Consider the following 14,329-nt stretch of genomic DNA (forward strand, 5'->3'; position numbering starts at 1 on the left):
GACCCCAGCAGAGGCCCTCGACGAGCACCTACGATTGCTCCACCAAGCTGGTGTTGCTACCACCGGTTGAACCCAGTAAGGACCCCTTATGGACCCGATTGGCCGAGGCGGCGCGCTCGTTGATCAACGCCTTGCGATACCGCGTCAGGTCCCGCAGCTCCCGGATCGGCTTGGGCGGCACGAAGCTGGCCGACAGCAGGCCGTGTGCCAACAATTGGGCCAGCCACACCGCATCGATGGTGTCGGTCTTGCGGCCAGGCACGTGTTTGACGTGGACCAGCATCACCACGAAGTCGTCCTCCAGCAGGTAGTACACCGGCTTCCAGTACACCCCGGTGGACTCCATCACCACGTGAGTCACACCCAGACCGGCCATCCAGTCGCGCAGTTCCATCAGGTCCGGCGTGGTTGTCCCGTACGTCTCGATCAGTTCAGCAGGCCGCCCGGTCACCCGGTCGGGAACCCGGACGCACACCACCACCTCGGCCTGGCCCACGTCGATGCCCGCGCACCGATCAACGAGCTCTTCCATCTCTCCTCCTCTCCATTGGAGGACCACCGCTTGATCGAAAGCCGATCAAGCGATTCTGCTCGTCGTGCTCAAGGGCGACAGTCCGGGGTGCCGACACGGCTTTACGTCAGACTTACACTCGGGCTCTCTGGCACCAAAGAGGACCGACGTCACCACGAGCGGTGGCCCCGACCCCATTTTCATCCGCCGGGATGGCGGAGTAAACCGCCGCGAGTGACTTACACAGACCATCTGACATACATGCCCTATTGCCGCGATGGAGTTCCTGCTCGAGGCCCTCGACGAGATCGCCGCCGAAATCTTCGGTTCGGTCGCACACCTGCTCAACCTCGACCTCGACATCCTTTTCGTGGACACGACCTCTACCTATTGGGAGCTCGACATCGCCGACGAGCTGGTCGACCTGGCCGAGGTCGTCGATGACGACGGCAGCCGCCCGGTCGAGCAGGCCAAGCGGGAGTTCGGGCACTCCAAGGACCACCGCACCGACCTGCCCCAGGTGGTGATCGCGATGGCGGTGACCCGCGACGGGGTCCCGGTGCGGTGCTGGACCTTTTCCGGCGACACAGGCGACACCTCGATCATCCGCACCGTCAAGCACGACCTGGCCGGCTGGAACATGCGCCGGATGGTGTGGGTCGCGGACCGCGGCTTCGCCTCCGCGGCCAACCGGGCCTACCTGACCCGTGGTGGTGGGCACTACATCCACGCCGAGAAGCTGCGTCACACCAACGGCGAGGCCGCTGCAGCACTGGCCCGACCGGGCCGCTACCGCACCGTCGCGGGGAACCTGCGGGTCAAGGAGGTCGCGGTCGCCCCCGGCGGCAACGGTGATGGCGACGACGGCGCGAGGGCGCAGCGGTTCGTGGTCTGCCACAACCCCGAACAGGCCGACCGGGACGCCGCGGTCCGCACCCAGCTCGTCGCCCACCTGCAGGAACTCGTCACCGGGTCCGATGCCTGGACCGCACGGCGTCGCGACGAGTTCGTCGGATCGCTGAAGACCAAGCCCGGCTGCGCAGGTATCTGCGCCGCACCGGCGGCGGGTTGCTCCGGGTCGACGCGGCCGCGGTCAAGCGCGAGTCGCACCTGGACGGCAAGTGGCTGCTCCGCACCTCCGATGCCACCTTGACCCCCGAGGACCTCGCCGCGGCCTACAAACAGCTGCTGCAGGTCGAACGTGGCTGGCGCGACATGAAGGGCGCCCTCGGGCTCCGTCCGGTGTTCCACTACCGCGAGGACCGGATCCGTGCCCACATCCAACTGTGCTGGCTTGGACTCTTGCTGCTTCGGGTGGTCGAGAACGCCACCGACGACACCTGGCGCAACGTCCGCAACGAACTCGACCGGATGCACCTGGTCACCCTGGCCACCGCCGACGACCACGTCGCACAACGCTCCGCCACCACCAACGGCCAGAAGGCCATCCTGACCGCGCTCGAGCTCCCCGAGCCGCCGCGGTTCTTCGACTTCACCGTGCCCGAGACCAGCTGACCCACGCCCGTCACGCGGCTCTGTAGTAACACGACCCCAACCCGCCGCTTCGGCGTTTCCGCAGGCCACACCCCATATTCGGCCGGTCGTGTGCTCATCTTCGGAAGTCCGGACTGAGATGAGAACCGCTGCTTACACCGTTTCTCGGACAGACCCACGGATGGAACTGATGCGTCACCCGCACCCGGGCGACAGCGCCCGGATCATCGCCAGGGCGTGCAGTCGACGGTGAGATCGAACGGACGCATCGAATCAGTCAACACCAAAGATCCGGCTACTCACCCGCGTCGCGTTCGGGTTCAAGTCCCCGGACGCCCTCATCGCCCTCGCCATGCTCAACCTCGGCGGCCACCGCCCCGTCCTCCCCGGCCGGAAATGACCCACGGATCAGTCAGGAGAGCCAGAAAATTGGCCCGCGCGCCGGCCGGAGCCGGGCGGGCCGGCGAAAGCTTGTGCTATCGCTATCCACTCCGCCGCCACTGGGCCCCGCGTGATCACGTCGGTGTCCTGCGGGTGACGCCGCTGCGTAACGACGAGACAGAAATCGAGTGCTGACCCGATGACGCGGTTCGCCGCTCCCTCTTCACCCCATACCCATAACTCTCCAGTAGGGCCGGTAACCTCCACCCGGACAGGGGCCGCAGGGATCGGTCGCCCGTGCGCCCGAAAACTGTTCGGCAGCGCCCGAACTCCGATATCCGTGATATGTCTGAGCCTATCGGTCGCGACCGTCTCCGCGCCTAGCGCGTCGCGCACGTCCTGCCCATGTGCCCATGTCTCCATTAGCCGAGCAGTGACGAAGGAGAGCACGCTCATGGGCGGCCCGAACCAAGGAACCCGAGTCTGCCGATCGACTGCACGCAGTGAGTGCACCATCTGCACCCGCGCCTGAACGAAGCCGCCGAGCAGCTCAGGTACACCGATCGTCCGCCCGGGGATGTTCGCACGGTCTACGAAAGCGATCGGATCCGGCTGTGCCTCCGCGAGCAACTGGGTGAACGCGGCCCGGTCGGTGAGTGCGAGATACGCAGCGTTGTCTGAGAACGTCAGGTGGCTCACCTGATCTCGAACCGTCCACCCTTCCGCGGGCGTCGCCTTCTCCCAGGCGACGACCGGCAGAGGCAGCAGCATGCTCATCAAGCAGCCCGTTTCGGCGGCGACATCACGCAGCAGCAGGTCGAGCTGCATGCCTTTGTCGTCGATACCACCGATGCTCGGACGGCTCGAGCTCATCGGCCCTGCCATTGCGGTGGGCGCTTCTCGCGGAACGCCCGTGGACCTTCCTGTGCATCAGCGCTCAGATAGACAGGCTCCCAGATCCGGTCCGCCTCATCGAGTGCGTCATGCCAACCACGATCTGCTGATGCGTACACCATCGCCTTCGATGCAGCGACGGACAGCGGGGCATTGGCGGCGATCCGCTCAGCCAACTCCTGAGCCGCTTCGCGCAGCTGTGCGGCAGGGACCACTTCGTTGACCAGCCCGACCTCCCGCGCTCTCACAGCGTCGATGGGATCGCCCGTCATAAGAAGCTGCATGGCCACGCGGGGTGGGATCAGCCACGGCAAGGGAGCCGCCCACGGCGACCCGCGGCCAACTTTCACTTCCGTCACGGCGAAGCGGGCGTTTTCGGCGGCGACTACCAGGTCGCACATCTGGGCCATGAGGAAGCCACCTGCGTAGGCCACACCATTAACGGCCGCGATGGTGGGTTTGTCGACAGCAACGGTGCGGCCGAAGTATGGAATGAAGTCCGGCGGAGGCGGCCCCAGCCTCTGCTCGGCCATCTCCTTGAGGTCCCCTCCGGCGCAGAAGGCCGCGTCACCTGCTCCGGTGAGGATCATGACCTTCGCTTCACCGTCGGAGTTGAAACGGTCGACGGCCTCGAACAAGCCGGCGCGGATCGCGGAGTTGATGGCGTTTCGTGCGTCTGGGCGGTTCAGCGTCACCCAGGCGGCTCCGTTGACGACTTCGTAGGTGACAGCGTCATCGTGCAGGTTGCTCATCGTGAACCCCTAATAGGAACTGGGCAGGCCGAGACTGTGCCTGGCGACATAGTTGAGGATCATTTCTCGGCTGATCGGCGCGGTCCGCATGAGTCTCATCGAGCCCCACAAGGTGGCCAACCCGTACTCTGTCGACAACCCGTTCCCGCCGTGGGTCTGGATGGCCTGGTCCAACGCTGCCATGCCCGCTTCGGCAGCCGCGAACTTCGCCATGTTGGCGGCCTCTCCGGCCAGGGGGTCTCCCTCGTCGTGCAGCCAGGCGGCCCGCTGCGTCATCAGGCGAGCAAGATCGGCGTTGATCTTCGCAAGCGCCAAGGGGTGCGCGACGCCCTGGTGTGTGCCGATCGGAACGCCCCACACCTGGCGTCCTCGGGCGTACTCCGCCGCCTTGGCCAGGGCATATCGAGCGATGCCGTTGCCCATAGCTGCCCCCATGATCCGCTCAGGGTTCAGGCCGTGGAAGACCTGGCGTAGCCCGTCGCCCTCTTCCCCGATCAGGCTCTCAGCAGGAAGGCGGACATCGTCGAAGAAGAGGGTGAACTGCTTGTCCGGTGCCGTCATCTCCACTGGAATGAGCGTCTTGGTGAGGCCGGCGGCATCGGTGGGTACCACCAGGAGGCTCAGCTTCCCGCGGCCCCTGTCGTCCGTGCCCGTTCGGGCGACGACGAGGATGGCGTCAGCCTCGTCCACACCGGAGATGTAGTACTTGGTGCCGGACAGCACGTAATCGGTACCGTCGCGACGGGCCACTGTCGAGATGTTGTGCGAGTTCGAGCCTGCGTCCGGTTCGGTGATGGCGAACGACATGATGGACTCGCCGGTGGCCAGACGTCGGAGCCATCGCTCTTTCTGCTCCTCCGTGCCGAAAGTCTGAATCACCGAGCCGCAGATCGCAGGAGACACCACCATCATGAGGAGTGGGCAGCCGGCAGCCGTCAGCTCCTCGGCCACGATCTGCAGCTCGTAAACGCCGGCGCCCCCGCCGCCGTACTCCTCTGCCAGATTCACCCCCAAGAAGCCGTGCTGTCCCGCAGCCTTCCAGAGCTCCGTACTCTTGGCTCCGGACTTCGAGGTTTCGACGAAGTATTCGTGACCGAACGACCGTCCAAGCTTCGCCACGGCCTCTCGGAGAGCGCTGTGCTCATCGGTTTCACGCAAGTCCATCTGGTGCTCCTTGTTGACGTCGGTTAGTGGGTGCAGGAAGCGCTCATCTGCGGCGAGGCCGCCTAGTTCTCGTTCTCCTCGATCACCACGAGCACCTCGCCGTCATGCACTGCTGACCCCTGCTCAACCGTGACTTCGCGGACGACGCCCTGATGCGGACTCGTCATGGTGTGCTCCATCTTCATGGCCTCAAGGACCAACAGCGGTTCTCCAGCAGCGACGTCGTCGCCGACAGCAACGAGCACCCTCGCGACGGTGCCCGGCATCGGCGCCATGAGGGAGCCGCCGGGGGCGGCTGACGCCGTGGAGGTGAAGCGCGGTGTCCGGGTGAAGGAGGTGTGGCCGAGGCGGCCATCCACATGGACGGTCGGTGAGTCCCCATGACCGGAGATCTCGACGTGGAAGGTTTCGCGGAGACCGTCAACCTCGAGAACGACTCGTTGGGGCGTGAGCACACCGACGGCCAGCTCAGGTAGGCCGTCATCGTTGACGTGTGCGCGAACAGTTCCATGGTCCAGCACGTAGGCGACCCGGTACTGTGCTTCTCCGGCCTCGAAGCTGATGGTCTGCGGCTGCGAGCGGTTGTTCCGCCACCCGGCGGGGACGGTGCGCTGTACCGACGCCCCCGCCCGTTTGCGCTCGACCAGAGCCAGGGTCGCCACGACCGCATGCAGGCGCTGCGCGTCCGGTCCGGCCAGTGGTCGGCCCAGGTCGACGGCGGGGTGCCGGGTCAAGAATCCAGTGTCAGTGTGACCGGCCACGAACTCGGGATGCCGCAGGATGCGGACCAGGAGATCCCGGTTCGTGACCAAGCCATGGATGCGGGCGTTGGCGAGTGCCGCGCTGAGCTTGCGTATCGCCTCCTGCCGGTCCGGCGCCCAGGCAATGACCTTGGCCACCATGGGGTCGTAGTACTGACTGACCGACGATCCGACTTCCACGCCACTATCGATCCGAACCCCCGGAACCTGCCCGAGGTCGAAGGTGTCGAGCGTTCCGGTCTGTGGCAAGAATTGCTGCAGCGGGTCCTCGGCGTAGAGTCTTGCCTCGACCGCATGGCCGGTGATGACAGCGTTCGACACCTCGGCGGGAAGCGGTTCGTGTTGGGCGACCATGAGCTGCAGGCGGACCAGGTCGAGCCCGGTGACCAGCTCGGTGACCGGATGTTCGACCTGAAGCCGCGTGTTCATCTCGAGGAAGTAGTACTTACCTTGACCGTCCATCACGAATTCCACGGTCCCGGCACCGACATAACCAACGGCCTTGGCCGCCGCCACAGCGTCTCTGCCCAGACGCTCGCGCAGGTCTTCATCCACCGCGGGCGACGGGCATTCCTCGATGATCTTCTGATATCTACGCTGGATCGAGCACTCGCGCTCGAACAAGTGCGCAACGCCGCCATACGTGTCGGCCAGCACCTGCACCTCCACGTGGCGAGGAGAGACCACGAGTCGTTCCAGGAACACGGTCGCGTCGCTGAAGGCAGCAGCGGCCTCCCGCTTGGCGGCGGCGACGGCTTCGAGTAGGTCGCCGGGAGCCAGCACCGTGCGCATGCCACGCCCCCCACCACCCGAGGACGCCTTGACCAATAGGGGGTAGCCGAGGTCTTCAGCCGCCTGACGGACCGTGTTCGTGTCCAGATCGGTCACGTCTGTCCATGGCAACGTAGGGACGCCGACACTGGCCATGATTGCCTTGGCGGCGAGTTTGGACCCCATCGCCTCGATCGCCTCCGGCGGCGGACCTACGAACGTGAGCCCGTTCTCGGCGCAGAGACGGGCGAAGCCGGCGTTCTCGGACAGGAACCCGTAACCAGGATGAACGGCGTCCGCGTTCACCCTGAGGGCGGCATCCACCAGGAGATCCGGACGCAGGTAGGTCTCCGCCGGGCTCACCCCTGGCAGCCGTACGGCTACGTCCGCCTCGGCCACGTGGCGCGCGTCCATGTCGGCGTCGGAGTAGACGGCGGCCGTGCTGATGCCCATGTCGCGACAGGTACGGAAGATCCGTCGTGCGATTTCACCGCGGTTCGCGACCAGGACCATGCTTATCGAAGACAAAGGTTCACATCCTGAATACGCCGTAGCCGCGCTGGCCACGGACTTCGTTGTTGTGGATCACGGACAGGCAGATGCCGAGGACAGTCCGCGTATCGCGCGGGTCGATAACGCCGTCGTCGTACACCCTCGAGCTGTTCGCCAGCGCAGTCTGCTCGCGCTCGATCTGCGACTGAACGGTCTCGCGCATGACGACGTCGGCAGCCTCATCGAACGGGAGACCCCTGTCGACCGCTGATTCCCTCGCGACGATGGACATCACGCCGGCGAGTTGTTGAGGTCCCATGACGGCGGTCCTGGAGTTGACCCAGGAGAAGAGGAAACGCGGTCCGAACGCTCGGCCAGCCATGCCGTAGTTCCCCGCTCCGTAGGAGACTCCTATGTTGACGGTGAGATGCGGGACTCGACTATTGGTCACCGCGTTGATCATCTTTGCCCCGTCCTTGATGATCCCGGCTTGCTCGTAGGTCTTGCCGACCATGTATCCCGTCGTGTTTTGGAGGAACAGCAGTGGGGTGTCGATCTGGTTGGCGAGTTGAATGAACTGAGTCGCCTTCTCGGCCTCCTCGTTGAGAAGCACGCCTCTCGCGTTGGCCAGCACACCCAACGGGTATCCGTGGATGGACGCCCATCCCGTGACAAGCGAGGTGCCATAGAGCGGCTTGAATTCATCGAACCTGGAGCCGTCGACGGTCCGGGCGAGGACATCGCGTGGGTCGAACGGCACCTTGGGGTCCGAGGAGGGGATGCCGAGGAGCTGTTCGACCGGGTAGAGGGGCTCGTCGGGCGGCTCGCTAGGACTCGAGCCCAATCTGCGCCAGTTCAGACGGCGCACGATCTCGCGACCGATGCGGATCGCGTCGAGTTCATCCTCGGCCAGATAGTCGGCGAGTCCGGAGGTCCGGGCATGCATCTCCGCGCCCCCGAGCGACTCGTCGTCCGACTCCTCGCCGGTGGCCATCTTCACCAGGGGCGGTCCCCCGAGGAACACCTTGGATCTCCCGCGGACCATCACCACGTAGTCGGACATGCCCGGCATGTAGGCACCGCCAGCTGTCGCGTTGCCGAAAACGAGCGCGATCGTGGGTAGCCCGGCGGCGGAGTGATCAGTCAGGTCCCGGAACATCCGCCCGCCCGGAATGGCCACCTCGGCCTGCGTCGGCAGGTCGGCTCCGCCCGACTCCACGAGCGTGACGACCGGCAGCCGGTTCTCCTTCGCGATCTCCATGGCACGGAAGACCTTCTTGAAGCTATGGGGGTTCAGGGTCCCTCCGCGCACGGTGGGGTCGTGGGCGATGAGCATGACCTCGACGTCCTCGATGACGCCGATGCCCGTGACCACGCTGGCGCCCACCGTGAACTCGGTGCCCCACGCCGCAAAGGGCATCAGCTCCAGGAACGGCGAGTCCTCATCCAACAGCCATTCGATGCGTTCGCGCGCGAGCATCTTTCCGCGAGCGCGTAGGCGCGCGACGGACTTCTCGCCTCCGCCAAGGAGTGTCGCCGAGCGAACCTCTGCGACCTCGTCGAGGCTCAACCGCATCTGGTCCAAGTTTTGCTGAAACTCGATGGAGGAGGTGTCTACTCGATCGGGCAGTACCTGCACGGTTCTCCCTTACTTCTCAGTACGTGTTCTGTCGAATAAGTCTGTTGATTCGATGCTCGACGAGCGGCCAGCGGCAAGGACCCCAGTGAGAAGGATCCCCATGACGTCGTCCACCACGCGCTCCAAAGGGAACTCACCGCTGGGCTGGTACCACTGTCGAACCGAGTTGAGGCCTGCGAAAATGAACTTGACCACGGGACGCACAGGGACGTCCCGGAAATCTCCCGAGGCGATGCCCGACCTCAAGATGGAGGCGAGAACGTCCTCATACCGTCGTCGAGCCGCCGCCAGGTTCGCGGGCGCCGTCTTGGACATGAGCACGTCGCTATTGTCGGCGAGAGCCTGGCCCTCTACGGTCGTGCAGACACGACTGACGTGTGTGTGCATGAACTCCCGCAGCCGTTCGGCAGGTTCGCCTTCGCTCACCTCGGCTGGTTGGGAGTCGACCGCAGCGATCAAGAGCTCGGCAAGCAGGTCGCTCTTGGACGATACGTAGTAGTACAGGCTGGCCTTCGACAACCCAACCTTGTCGCCGATCCTCTGCAGGCTCGCGTCGTGATAGCCGCGGATCGCGAACTCCTCGGCCGCCGCCTCGAGAATCTCCATACGCCGCCGGGTCTGACGCAGTTCCCTGCGCCTCTTGGCCGGCGGTTCTCCGACGGCCGCGTACTCCGGGGCCTCCGACGCGTGTGCATCGGCCTGCTCAGACATCGATCTCCATGAACAGGAGCGCCTCGCCCATGGCTTTGCCCTGAGCGTCCACCCGAAGCGAGGTCGTTCCTCCACCGCCCAATGCGGAGGTCAGGATGAAATTGAGCGCCCCCAAGTTCGGCAGCTCGTACCGCTTCACCTCGCCGAGGCAGACTCCAGCGAAGTGATGGGCAACCCGTTCCGCCGTTACCTCTTTGACGAGCAAGGGGTAGTCCGAGCGGTCACGTGCAATGAGTCCTATGTTGACGGAGTCGCCTTTGTCCCCGGACCGTGCGTGCGCCACATCGATGAGTCTCATACGCCATCTCTCACAATCACTTGAGGGTCCACCACACTCTTGGGGACCAGGGTCGGCCAGTAGGCCATCACACGGCTCGGCCTCATCCGTCCCCCGGCCAGCAGACCGGTGAAGCCGGGCGGGCCCATCACCAGGGGGGCGATCTCGGCTGCGAACCTGCTCACGGTGTCTGGGTCGTCTGCCCAGATCGAGACCCGCAGGACGACCTCGGACTGGTCCGAGCCCGCTGGCGGAACTACCCGGCCGTGAACGGAGTTGTATCCGACGAGATCGGTGCGGATCGCTCGGAGGGGCAAGCCAAGGTCTTTCAGTCGCGTCCGCAGGACAGAGTCCGCCAGTTCAGCCTTGGCGATCGCGTCAGGCCACGCATACGTGATCATCGCGGCGCCCTGGAACCCGTCCGAGTAGGCCATCGACACCTTCAACGAGTCCGTCGGGGGCCGGCCCCGCGCTCCTGTGACTTCGACTCGGTCCGGGCCGACCTCCTGCACCTGAAGGGCGGTGAAGTCGGCCGTCACCTCGGGCGACAGGTACGTTGCTGGGTCACCGAGCTCGTACAGCAATTGCTCGGTCACGGTAGCGGTGGTCACCGCGCCCCCGGTCCCCGGGTGCTTGGTGACGACGAAGGTGCCGTCGGCGCTCACCTCGACGATGGGGTACCCGACATGCGCGAGATCGTCCATCGTGCGCCATCCACCCTGGAAATTGCCGCCGCTGGCCTGGGCGCCACACTCGATCGTGTGCCCGGCCACCGTGCCCGCCGCAAGCAGGTCCCAGTCATCCCACTGCCAGCCGAACTCATGCACGAGAGGACCCAGAACCAATCCGGGATCCGTGCATCGTCCGGTGATCACGACGTTCGCTCCATCGGCCAGAGCGCGTGCGATCGGTTCAGCGCCTAGATATGCGTTGGCACTGGCGATGCGGTCTCTGACCTCGTCAAAGGACGTACCGGTGTCCAGGTTCTGCAACGGCACGCCTTCACTCTCCAGGTCGTCCAGCTGCGCCATGATGTCATCGCCGGTGACGACGCCGACCCGCAGCCCGCTGATCCCTTTGCTCGCTGCGACATCGAGCAGAGCCTGGGCACAACCCTGGGGGTTGACTCCTCCGGCATTGGCAACCACCTTGATGTCTCGTTCTATGCACTCCTGCATGATCTCCGACATGAGATCGACGAAATCCCGCGCGTACCCGGCATCGGGGTCTCGCTCGTACTGCTTGCGCAGGACAGACATGGTGATCTCGGCCAAGTAGTCCAAGGTCAGGTAGTCGATGTCACCACCGCGTACCTGGGCTACTGGCGCAGCGGGACTGTCACCCCAGAAGGCCTGTCCGTTCGCAATCCTTACCGTGTTCAACTCCGAACTCCTTCTCGTCCACTGTTCTCCGGCTCAGGGTTCTGCAGGGTGTCGTACAGCAGCATTCGAAGGGTGGTCACGATGTCGTCGACGCTGCACCCCCGCGATACGTCCGCAAATGGCCTCGCGAGGCCTTGTAGGAAGGCCCGTGCCCGTGCGCCCCCCAGTTGCTCCGCCACTTTGTAGGCAATGTTGGCCGAATCGAGGCTGGGGAAGACAAGAACATTGGCCGCGCCCGCCAGTGCGCCGGTCGCGTGCTTGCGCTCCGCCACAGCCATGGAGACGGCTGAGTCGAACTGCAGTTCTCCGTCGACGGCCTCCTCGGGAAACCTCCGTCTGAAGAGAGTGACGGCGTCGCGGATGCGCTGGACGTGGGGGGAACCGGAACTGCCCCGCGTGGAGAAGGACAGAAAACCGATACGCGGCTCGGTCCTCATCAAGGCTCGCCAGGATCGGGCCGTGGCCGCCGCGATGTCGGCGAGCTGATCGACGGTGGGCATGGGGGTCACCACAGCATCCGCGAAGGCGAGCGTGCCTCCAGATCCGACGTCCGGTCGCTGAGTGTCGAGAAAGATCGCTCCACTGACGGTGGATCGTTCCGGCGCCAGCCCGATGCACGAGAGACCGGCACGGAGCATGTCCGCACTGGTGGTACGCGTTCCTCCGATGGCTGCGTCCATCCATCCGCACCGGACCAGCGTCGCACCCCAGGCGGCGGGGTTCGACAGCGTCGCGCTGCGAAGGTCGGTCGCCGGGCCCACCTGACGCTCGAAGTCGCGCACCAACTGTTCGCGAACGGCGGGGTCGCTGACATCGAGCGTGTCGATTGCACCCACGTCGATGCCCTGGTCCCGGGAAGCACGCTGGATCTCCGACCACTTCCCGAGGAGCACCGGTCGACAGAGGCCGGTTTGCGTCGCGAGGGCCGCTGCTCGCAGCATCCGTGGCTCGTCACCTTCGATGAAGGCCACTCGCGACGACGACGAGACGTTCTCGATGTCTCTCCACGCGCCGGTACTCGAACCCGCGCTCGGAGCGAGTTCAGGCCGTGGGACCATAGCCTTTAAGGTCCATGGACTTCGTGTAGGCGTCCTGCAAGACGAACTTCTTCACCTTACCGGCCGGCGTCAGCGGGTACTCGGTGACGAACTCGACGTATCGAGGAACCTTGAAGCTGGCAAGTTTTCCCCGACAGTAGTCGATGAGCTCGGCCTCCGTCGCCTCGTGATCTGCCTTCAACTGGACGACCGCGAGCCCGACCTCGCCGTACTTCTCGTCCGGGACGCCGACGAGATAAGCGTCCTGAACGGCCGGGTGGGTGCGGATGAATGCCTCGACCTCCGCGGGGGCGACGTTCTCGCCCCCCACGATGTACAAGTCCTTGAGGCGTCCGGTGACGTAGTAGAACCCATCCTCGTCGCACCTGACCATGTCGCCTGTGTGCAGCCAGCCGTCCTCGTCGAGAACCTGAGCGGTCTGTTCGGGCATCTTGTAGTAGCCCTGCATGACGTTGGGGCCCCGGGTGAGCAGCTCGCCGTCGACACCCGGGCCCACCTCTTCTCCAGTGTCCGGGCCGATGATCTTCGCCTCGCAACCTTTCGGGCGGCCCACAGATCCCACTCGCTGTTCGAAGGGGTCTTCCTTGCGCGAAATCGTGATCAGTGGGGAGCTCTCGGTCATGCCCAGACCGATGATGATCGTCATCCCGAAGGTCTTCTCGACAGACCTGCTGACCTCGACCGGGCACGGCGCGCCCGCCATGAACGCCATCTTCATGGTGCTGTAGTCGTACTCCTGGAGGCTGGGATCGTGCAACAGGGCGATGTAGATGGTCGGGACCCCACCAGTGTGCGTGCACTTCTCCTCGGCCAGGATGCGGAGGGCCAGTGCGGGGACGAACCTGTCCATGGAGATGAGGGTCGACCCCCGTTGAAGTGCACTCAGCAGGCCCAGGACACAACCACCATTGTGGAAGAACGGGATGGGAATGAGGTACCTGCTGTCATCGTCGAGCTCCAGAGACTCACTGAAGTGCAAGGAGTTCGTCAGGAGGTTCGCGTGTGACAAGAGGCACCCCTTCGGGTCTCCTGTGGTGCCGGAGGTGTACATGATCATGAGCGCGTCGTCGGGCTTGACGTCCGCCGTGATCCTGAACAGGTCCTCGTCGGTCATCCCTTGCCCGCCATCTACCAGGGCTTGGAGACTCAGGGCTCCCGGCAGGCCCGGTTCCTGCCCGACACAGACCACGTCGCGCAGCATGGGGAACCGGTCGAACCGGTGTGCACCGCTGCTTTCCAACTCAGGGGCAAGGTTCCTCAGAGCCTGCTCGTAGTCGAGATTCAGGAACCGGGGGGTGTACACCAGGACCGCCGCGTCCGACTGGAGCAGCAGGTATTCGAACTCGGCCTCCCGGTAGAAGGAGTTCGCCGGGACGAGAACGGCGCCGAGCATCGCGGTCGCATGCTGGAACAGGACCCACTCGGGTCCGTTCGGAAGCCACAGGGCGACGTGATCTCCGTGGCGGACACCTCGCGCGTTCAACCCCTTGGCGACGGCCAATGCCTGTTGGTAGAGCTCCTCGTAGGTCAGCCGCGTCACGCGCGTGCCGTTGTCCTGATAGCAGACGAGTGCTTCCCGTTCGGGATTGTGAACCCGCGCAGCCGCCAGCCGGTCCGCCAGCGTTTCGCCGCCTGGCTCGTAGGTCGCAATGGGCAAGGCACTTTCCTTCCGTAGTGGAGCTTTCGACGTCGGTCCCCTCAGCAACACCGATCCGACCGAGAGCGAGGACTGCAGCTCTTTCGAACGCTGGTCGATGAACCTACCGTCGGTCAGATCGAGCGGTCAACCCCCGGGGCGGGATGTGGCCACGGGCGAGTGGCAGGGGTGAGTGGCAGGGGTGAGTGGCAGGGGTGAGTGGCAGGGGTGAGTGGCAGGATCGTCCCGGAAATTCGGATCGTGGCTGGCGCACCCGTTACGTCGACGTCGCACTTGCGAATGGCGAGAACCTCCCCGATCCGGGCGGAGGTGCCCAACATGACCCCGATAATTTGCTCCAGCTGCCCGTCTGGCGGCGGACCGGCGAAGCCCGGGGCCGCGTCGC

The 14,329-nt window shown here is 65.0% G+C and carries 13 protein-coding genes and 1 pseudogene; 3 read left to right on the forward strand and 11 right to left on the reverse strand.

Translation table 11 applies throughout. The features are described 5' to 3' along the window. Positions 1-28: 28 nt before the first annotated feature. Positions 29-532 carry an IS110 family transposase gene (locus ABKW28_RS16145; protein WP_056681150.1) on the reverse strand — a complete coding sequence of 168 codons (504 nt, stop codon included), beginning with the start codon at positions 530-532 and terminating at the stop codon, positions 29-31. 256 nt (positions 533-788) lie between these two features. Between ABKW28_RS16145 and ABKW28_RS16150 the strand changes: the two genes are divergently transcribed. From ABKW28_RS16150 to ABKW28_RS16160, 3 genes and pseudogenes are all read left to right on the forward strand, one after another. Further along, the gene (locus ABKW28_RS16150; protein ID WP_056681147.1) at positions 789-1,664 is read left to right on the forward strand and encodes a hypothetical protein; all 876 of its coding nucleotides are present in this window, start codon (positions 789-791) and stop codon (positions 1,662-1,664) included. After that, entirely contained in the window at positions 1,661-2,026 is a 366-nt protein-coding gene (locus tag ABKW28_RS16155; protein ID WP_156409707.1) for a hypothetical protein, read from the forward strand. Before ABKW28_RS16150 ends, ABKW28_RS16155 begins: the two co-directional genes overlap by 4 nt. 234 nt (positions 2,027-2,260) lie before the next feature. Next, positions 2,261-2,405: pseudogene (locus ABKW28_RS16160) on the forward strand (transposase); the annotation flags it as partial. Between the two features lie 8 nt (positions 2,406-2,413). On the opposite strand, the gene ABKW28_RS16165 reads toward ABKW28_RS16160, so the two are convergent. The 10 genes from ABKW28_RS16165 to ABKW28_RS16210 form a co-directional block, all read right to left on the reverse strand. Further along, positions 2,414-3,214: a TIGR03084 family metal-binding protein gene (locus tag ABKW28_RS16165; RefSeq protein ID WP_056681158.1), complete on the reverse strand. Its 801-nt coding sequence runs from the start codon at positions 3,212-3,214 to the stop codon at positions 2,414-2,416. Positions 3,215-3,255: 41 nt separating this feature from the next. Continuing rightward, positions 3,256-4,032, reverse strand: coding sequence for an enoyl-CoA hydratase-related protein (locus ABKW28_RS16170; RefSeq protein ID WP_200951137.1), 777 nt, complete (start codon positions 4,030-4,032; stop codon positions 3,256-3,258). Between the two features lie 9 nt (positions 4,033-4,041). After that, on the reverse strand, positions 4,042-5,196 hold the full coding sequence (locus ABKW28_RS16175) for an acyl-CoA dehydrogenase (protein WP_056681139.1): 1,155 nt from the start codon (positions 5,194-5,196) through the stop codon (positions 4,042-4,044). 62 nt (positions 5,197-5,258) lie between these two features. Further along, positions 5,259-7,241, reverse strand: coding sequence for a biotin carboxylase N-terminal domain-containing protein (locus ABKW28_RS16180; RefSeq protein WP_056681137.1), 1,983 nt, complete (start codon positions 7,239-7,241; stop codon positions 5,259-5,261). 19 nt (positions 7,242-7,260) lie between these two features. Next, positions 7,261-8,796 carry a carboxyl transferase domain-containing protein gene (locus ABKW28_RS16185; protein ID WP_082563749.1) on the reverse strand — a complete coding sequence of 512 codons (1,536 nt, stop codon included), beginning with the start codon at positions 8,794-8,796 and terminating at the stop codon, positions 7,261-7,263. A 72-nt stretch (positions 8,797-8,868) separates the two neighbouring features. Then, entirely contained in the window at positions 8,869-9,570 is a 702-nt protein-coding gene (locus ABKW28_RS16190) for a TetR/AcrR family transcriptional regulator (RefSeq protein WP_056681131.1), read from the reverse strand. Then, positions 9,563-9,868: a hypothetical protein gene (locus ABKW28_RS16195; protein ID WP_056681128.1), complete on the reverse strand. Its 306-nt coding sequence runs from the start codon at positions 9,866-9,868 to the stop codon at positions 9,563-9,565. The genes ABKW28_RS16190 and ABKW28_RS16195 overlap by 8 nt, the downstream gene beginning before the upstream one ends. Further along, complete coding sequence (locus ABKW28_RS16200) at positions 9,865-11,229, reverse strand: acyclic terpene utilization AtuA family protein (RefSeq protein ID WP_056681126.1); 1,365 nt, start codon at positions 11,227-11,229, stop codon at positions 9,865-9,867. Before ABKW28_RS16200 ends, ABKW28_RS16195 begins: the two co-directional genes overlap by 4 nt. After that, a complete protein-coding gene (locus ABKW28_RS16205) occupies positions 11,226-12,287 on the reverse strand; it encodes a phosphate acyltransferase (RefSeq protein ID WP_082563747.1) in 1,062 nt (353 codons plus the stop codon). The genes ABKW28_RS16200 and ABKW28_RS16205 overlap by 4 nt, the downstream gene beginning before the upstream one ends. Next, a complete protein-coding gene (locus tag ABKW28_RS16210) occupies positions 12,271-13,944 on the reverse strand; it encodes an AMP-binding protein (protein WP_056681119.1) in 1,674 nt (557 codons plus the stop codon). The genes ABKW28_RS16205 and ABKW28_RS16210 overlap by 17 nt, the downstream gene beginning before the upstream one ends. Positions 13,945-14,329 lie beyond the last annotated feature (385 nt).

The organism is Nocardioides sp. 31GB23, from assembly GCF_040012395.1.
GTDB lineage: Bacteria > Actinomycetota > Actinomycetes > Propionibacteriales > Nocardioidaceae > Nocardioides > Nocardioides salarius.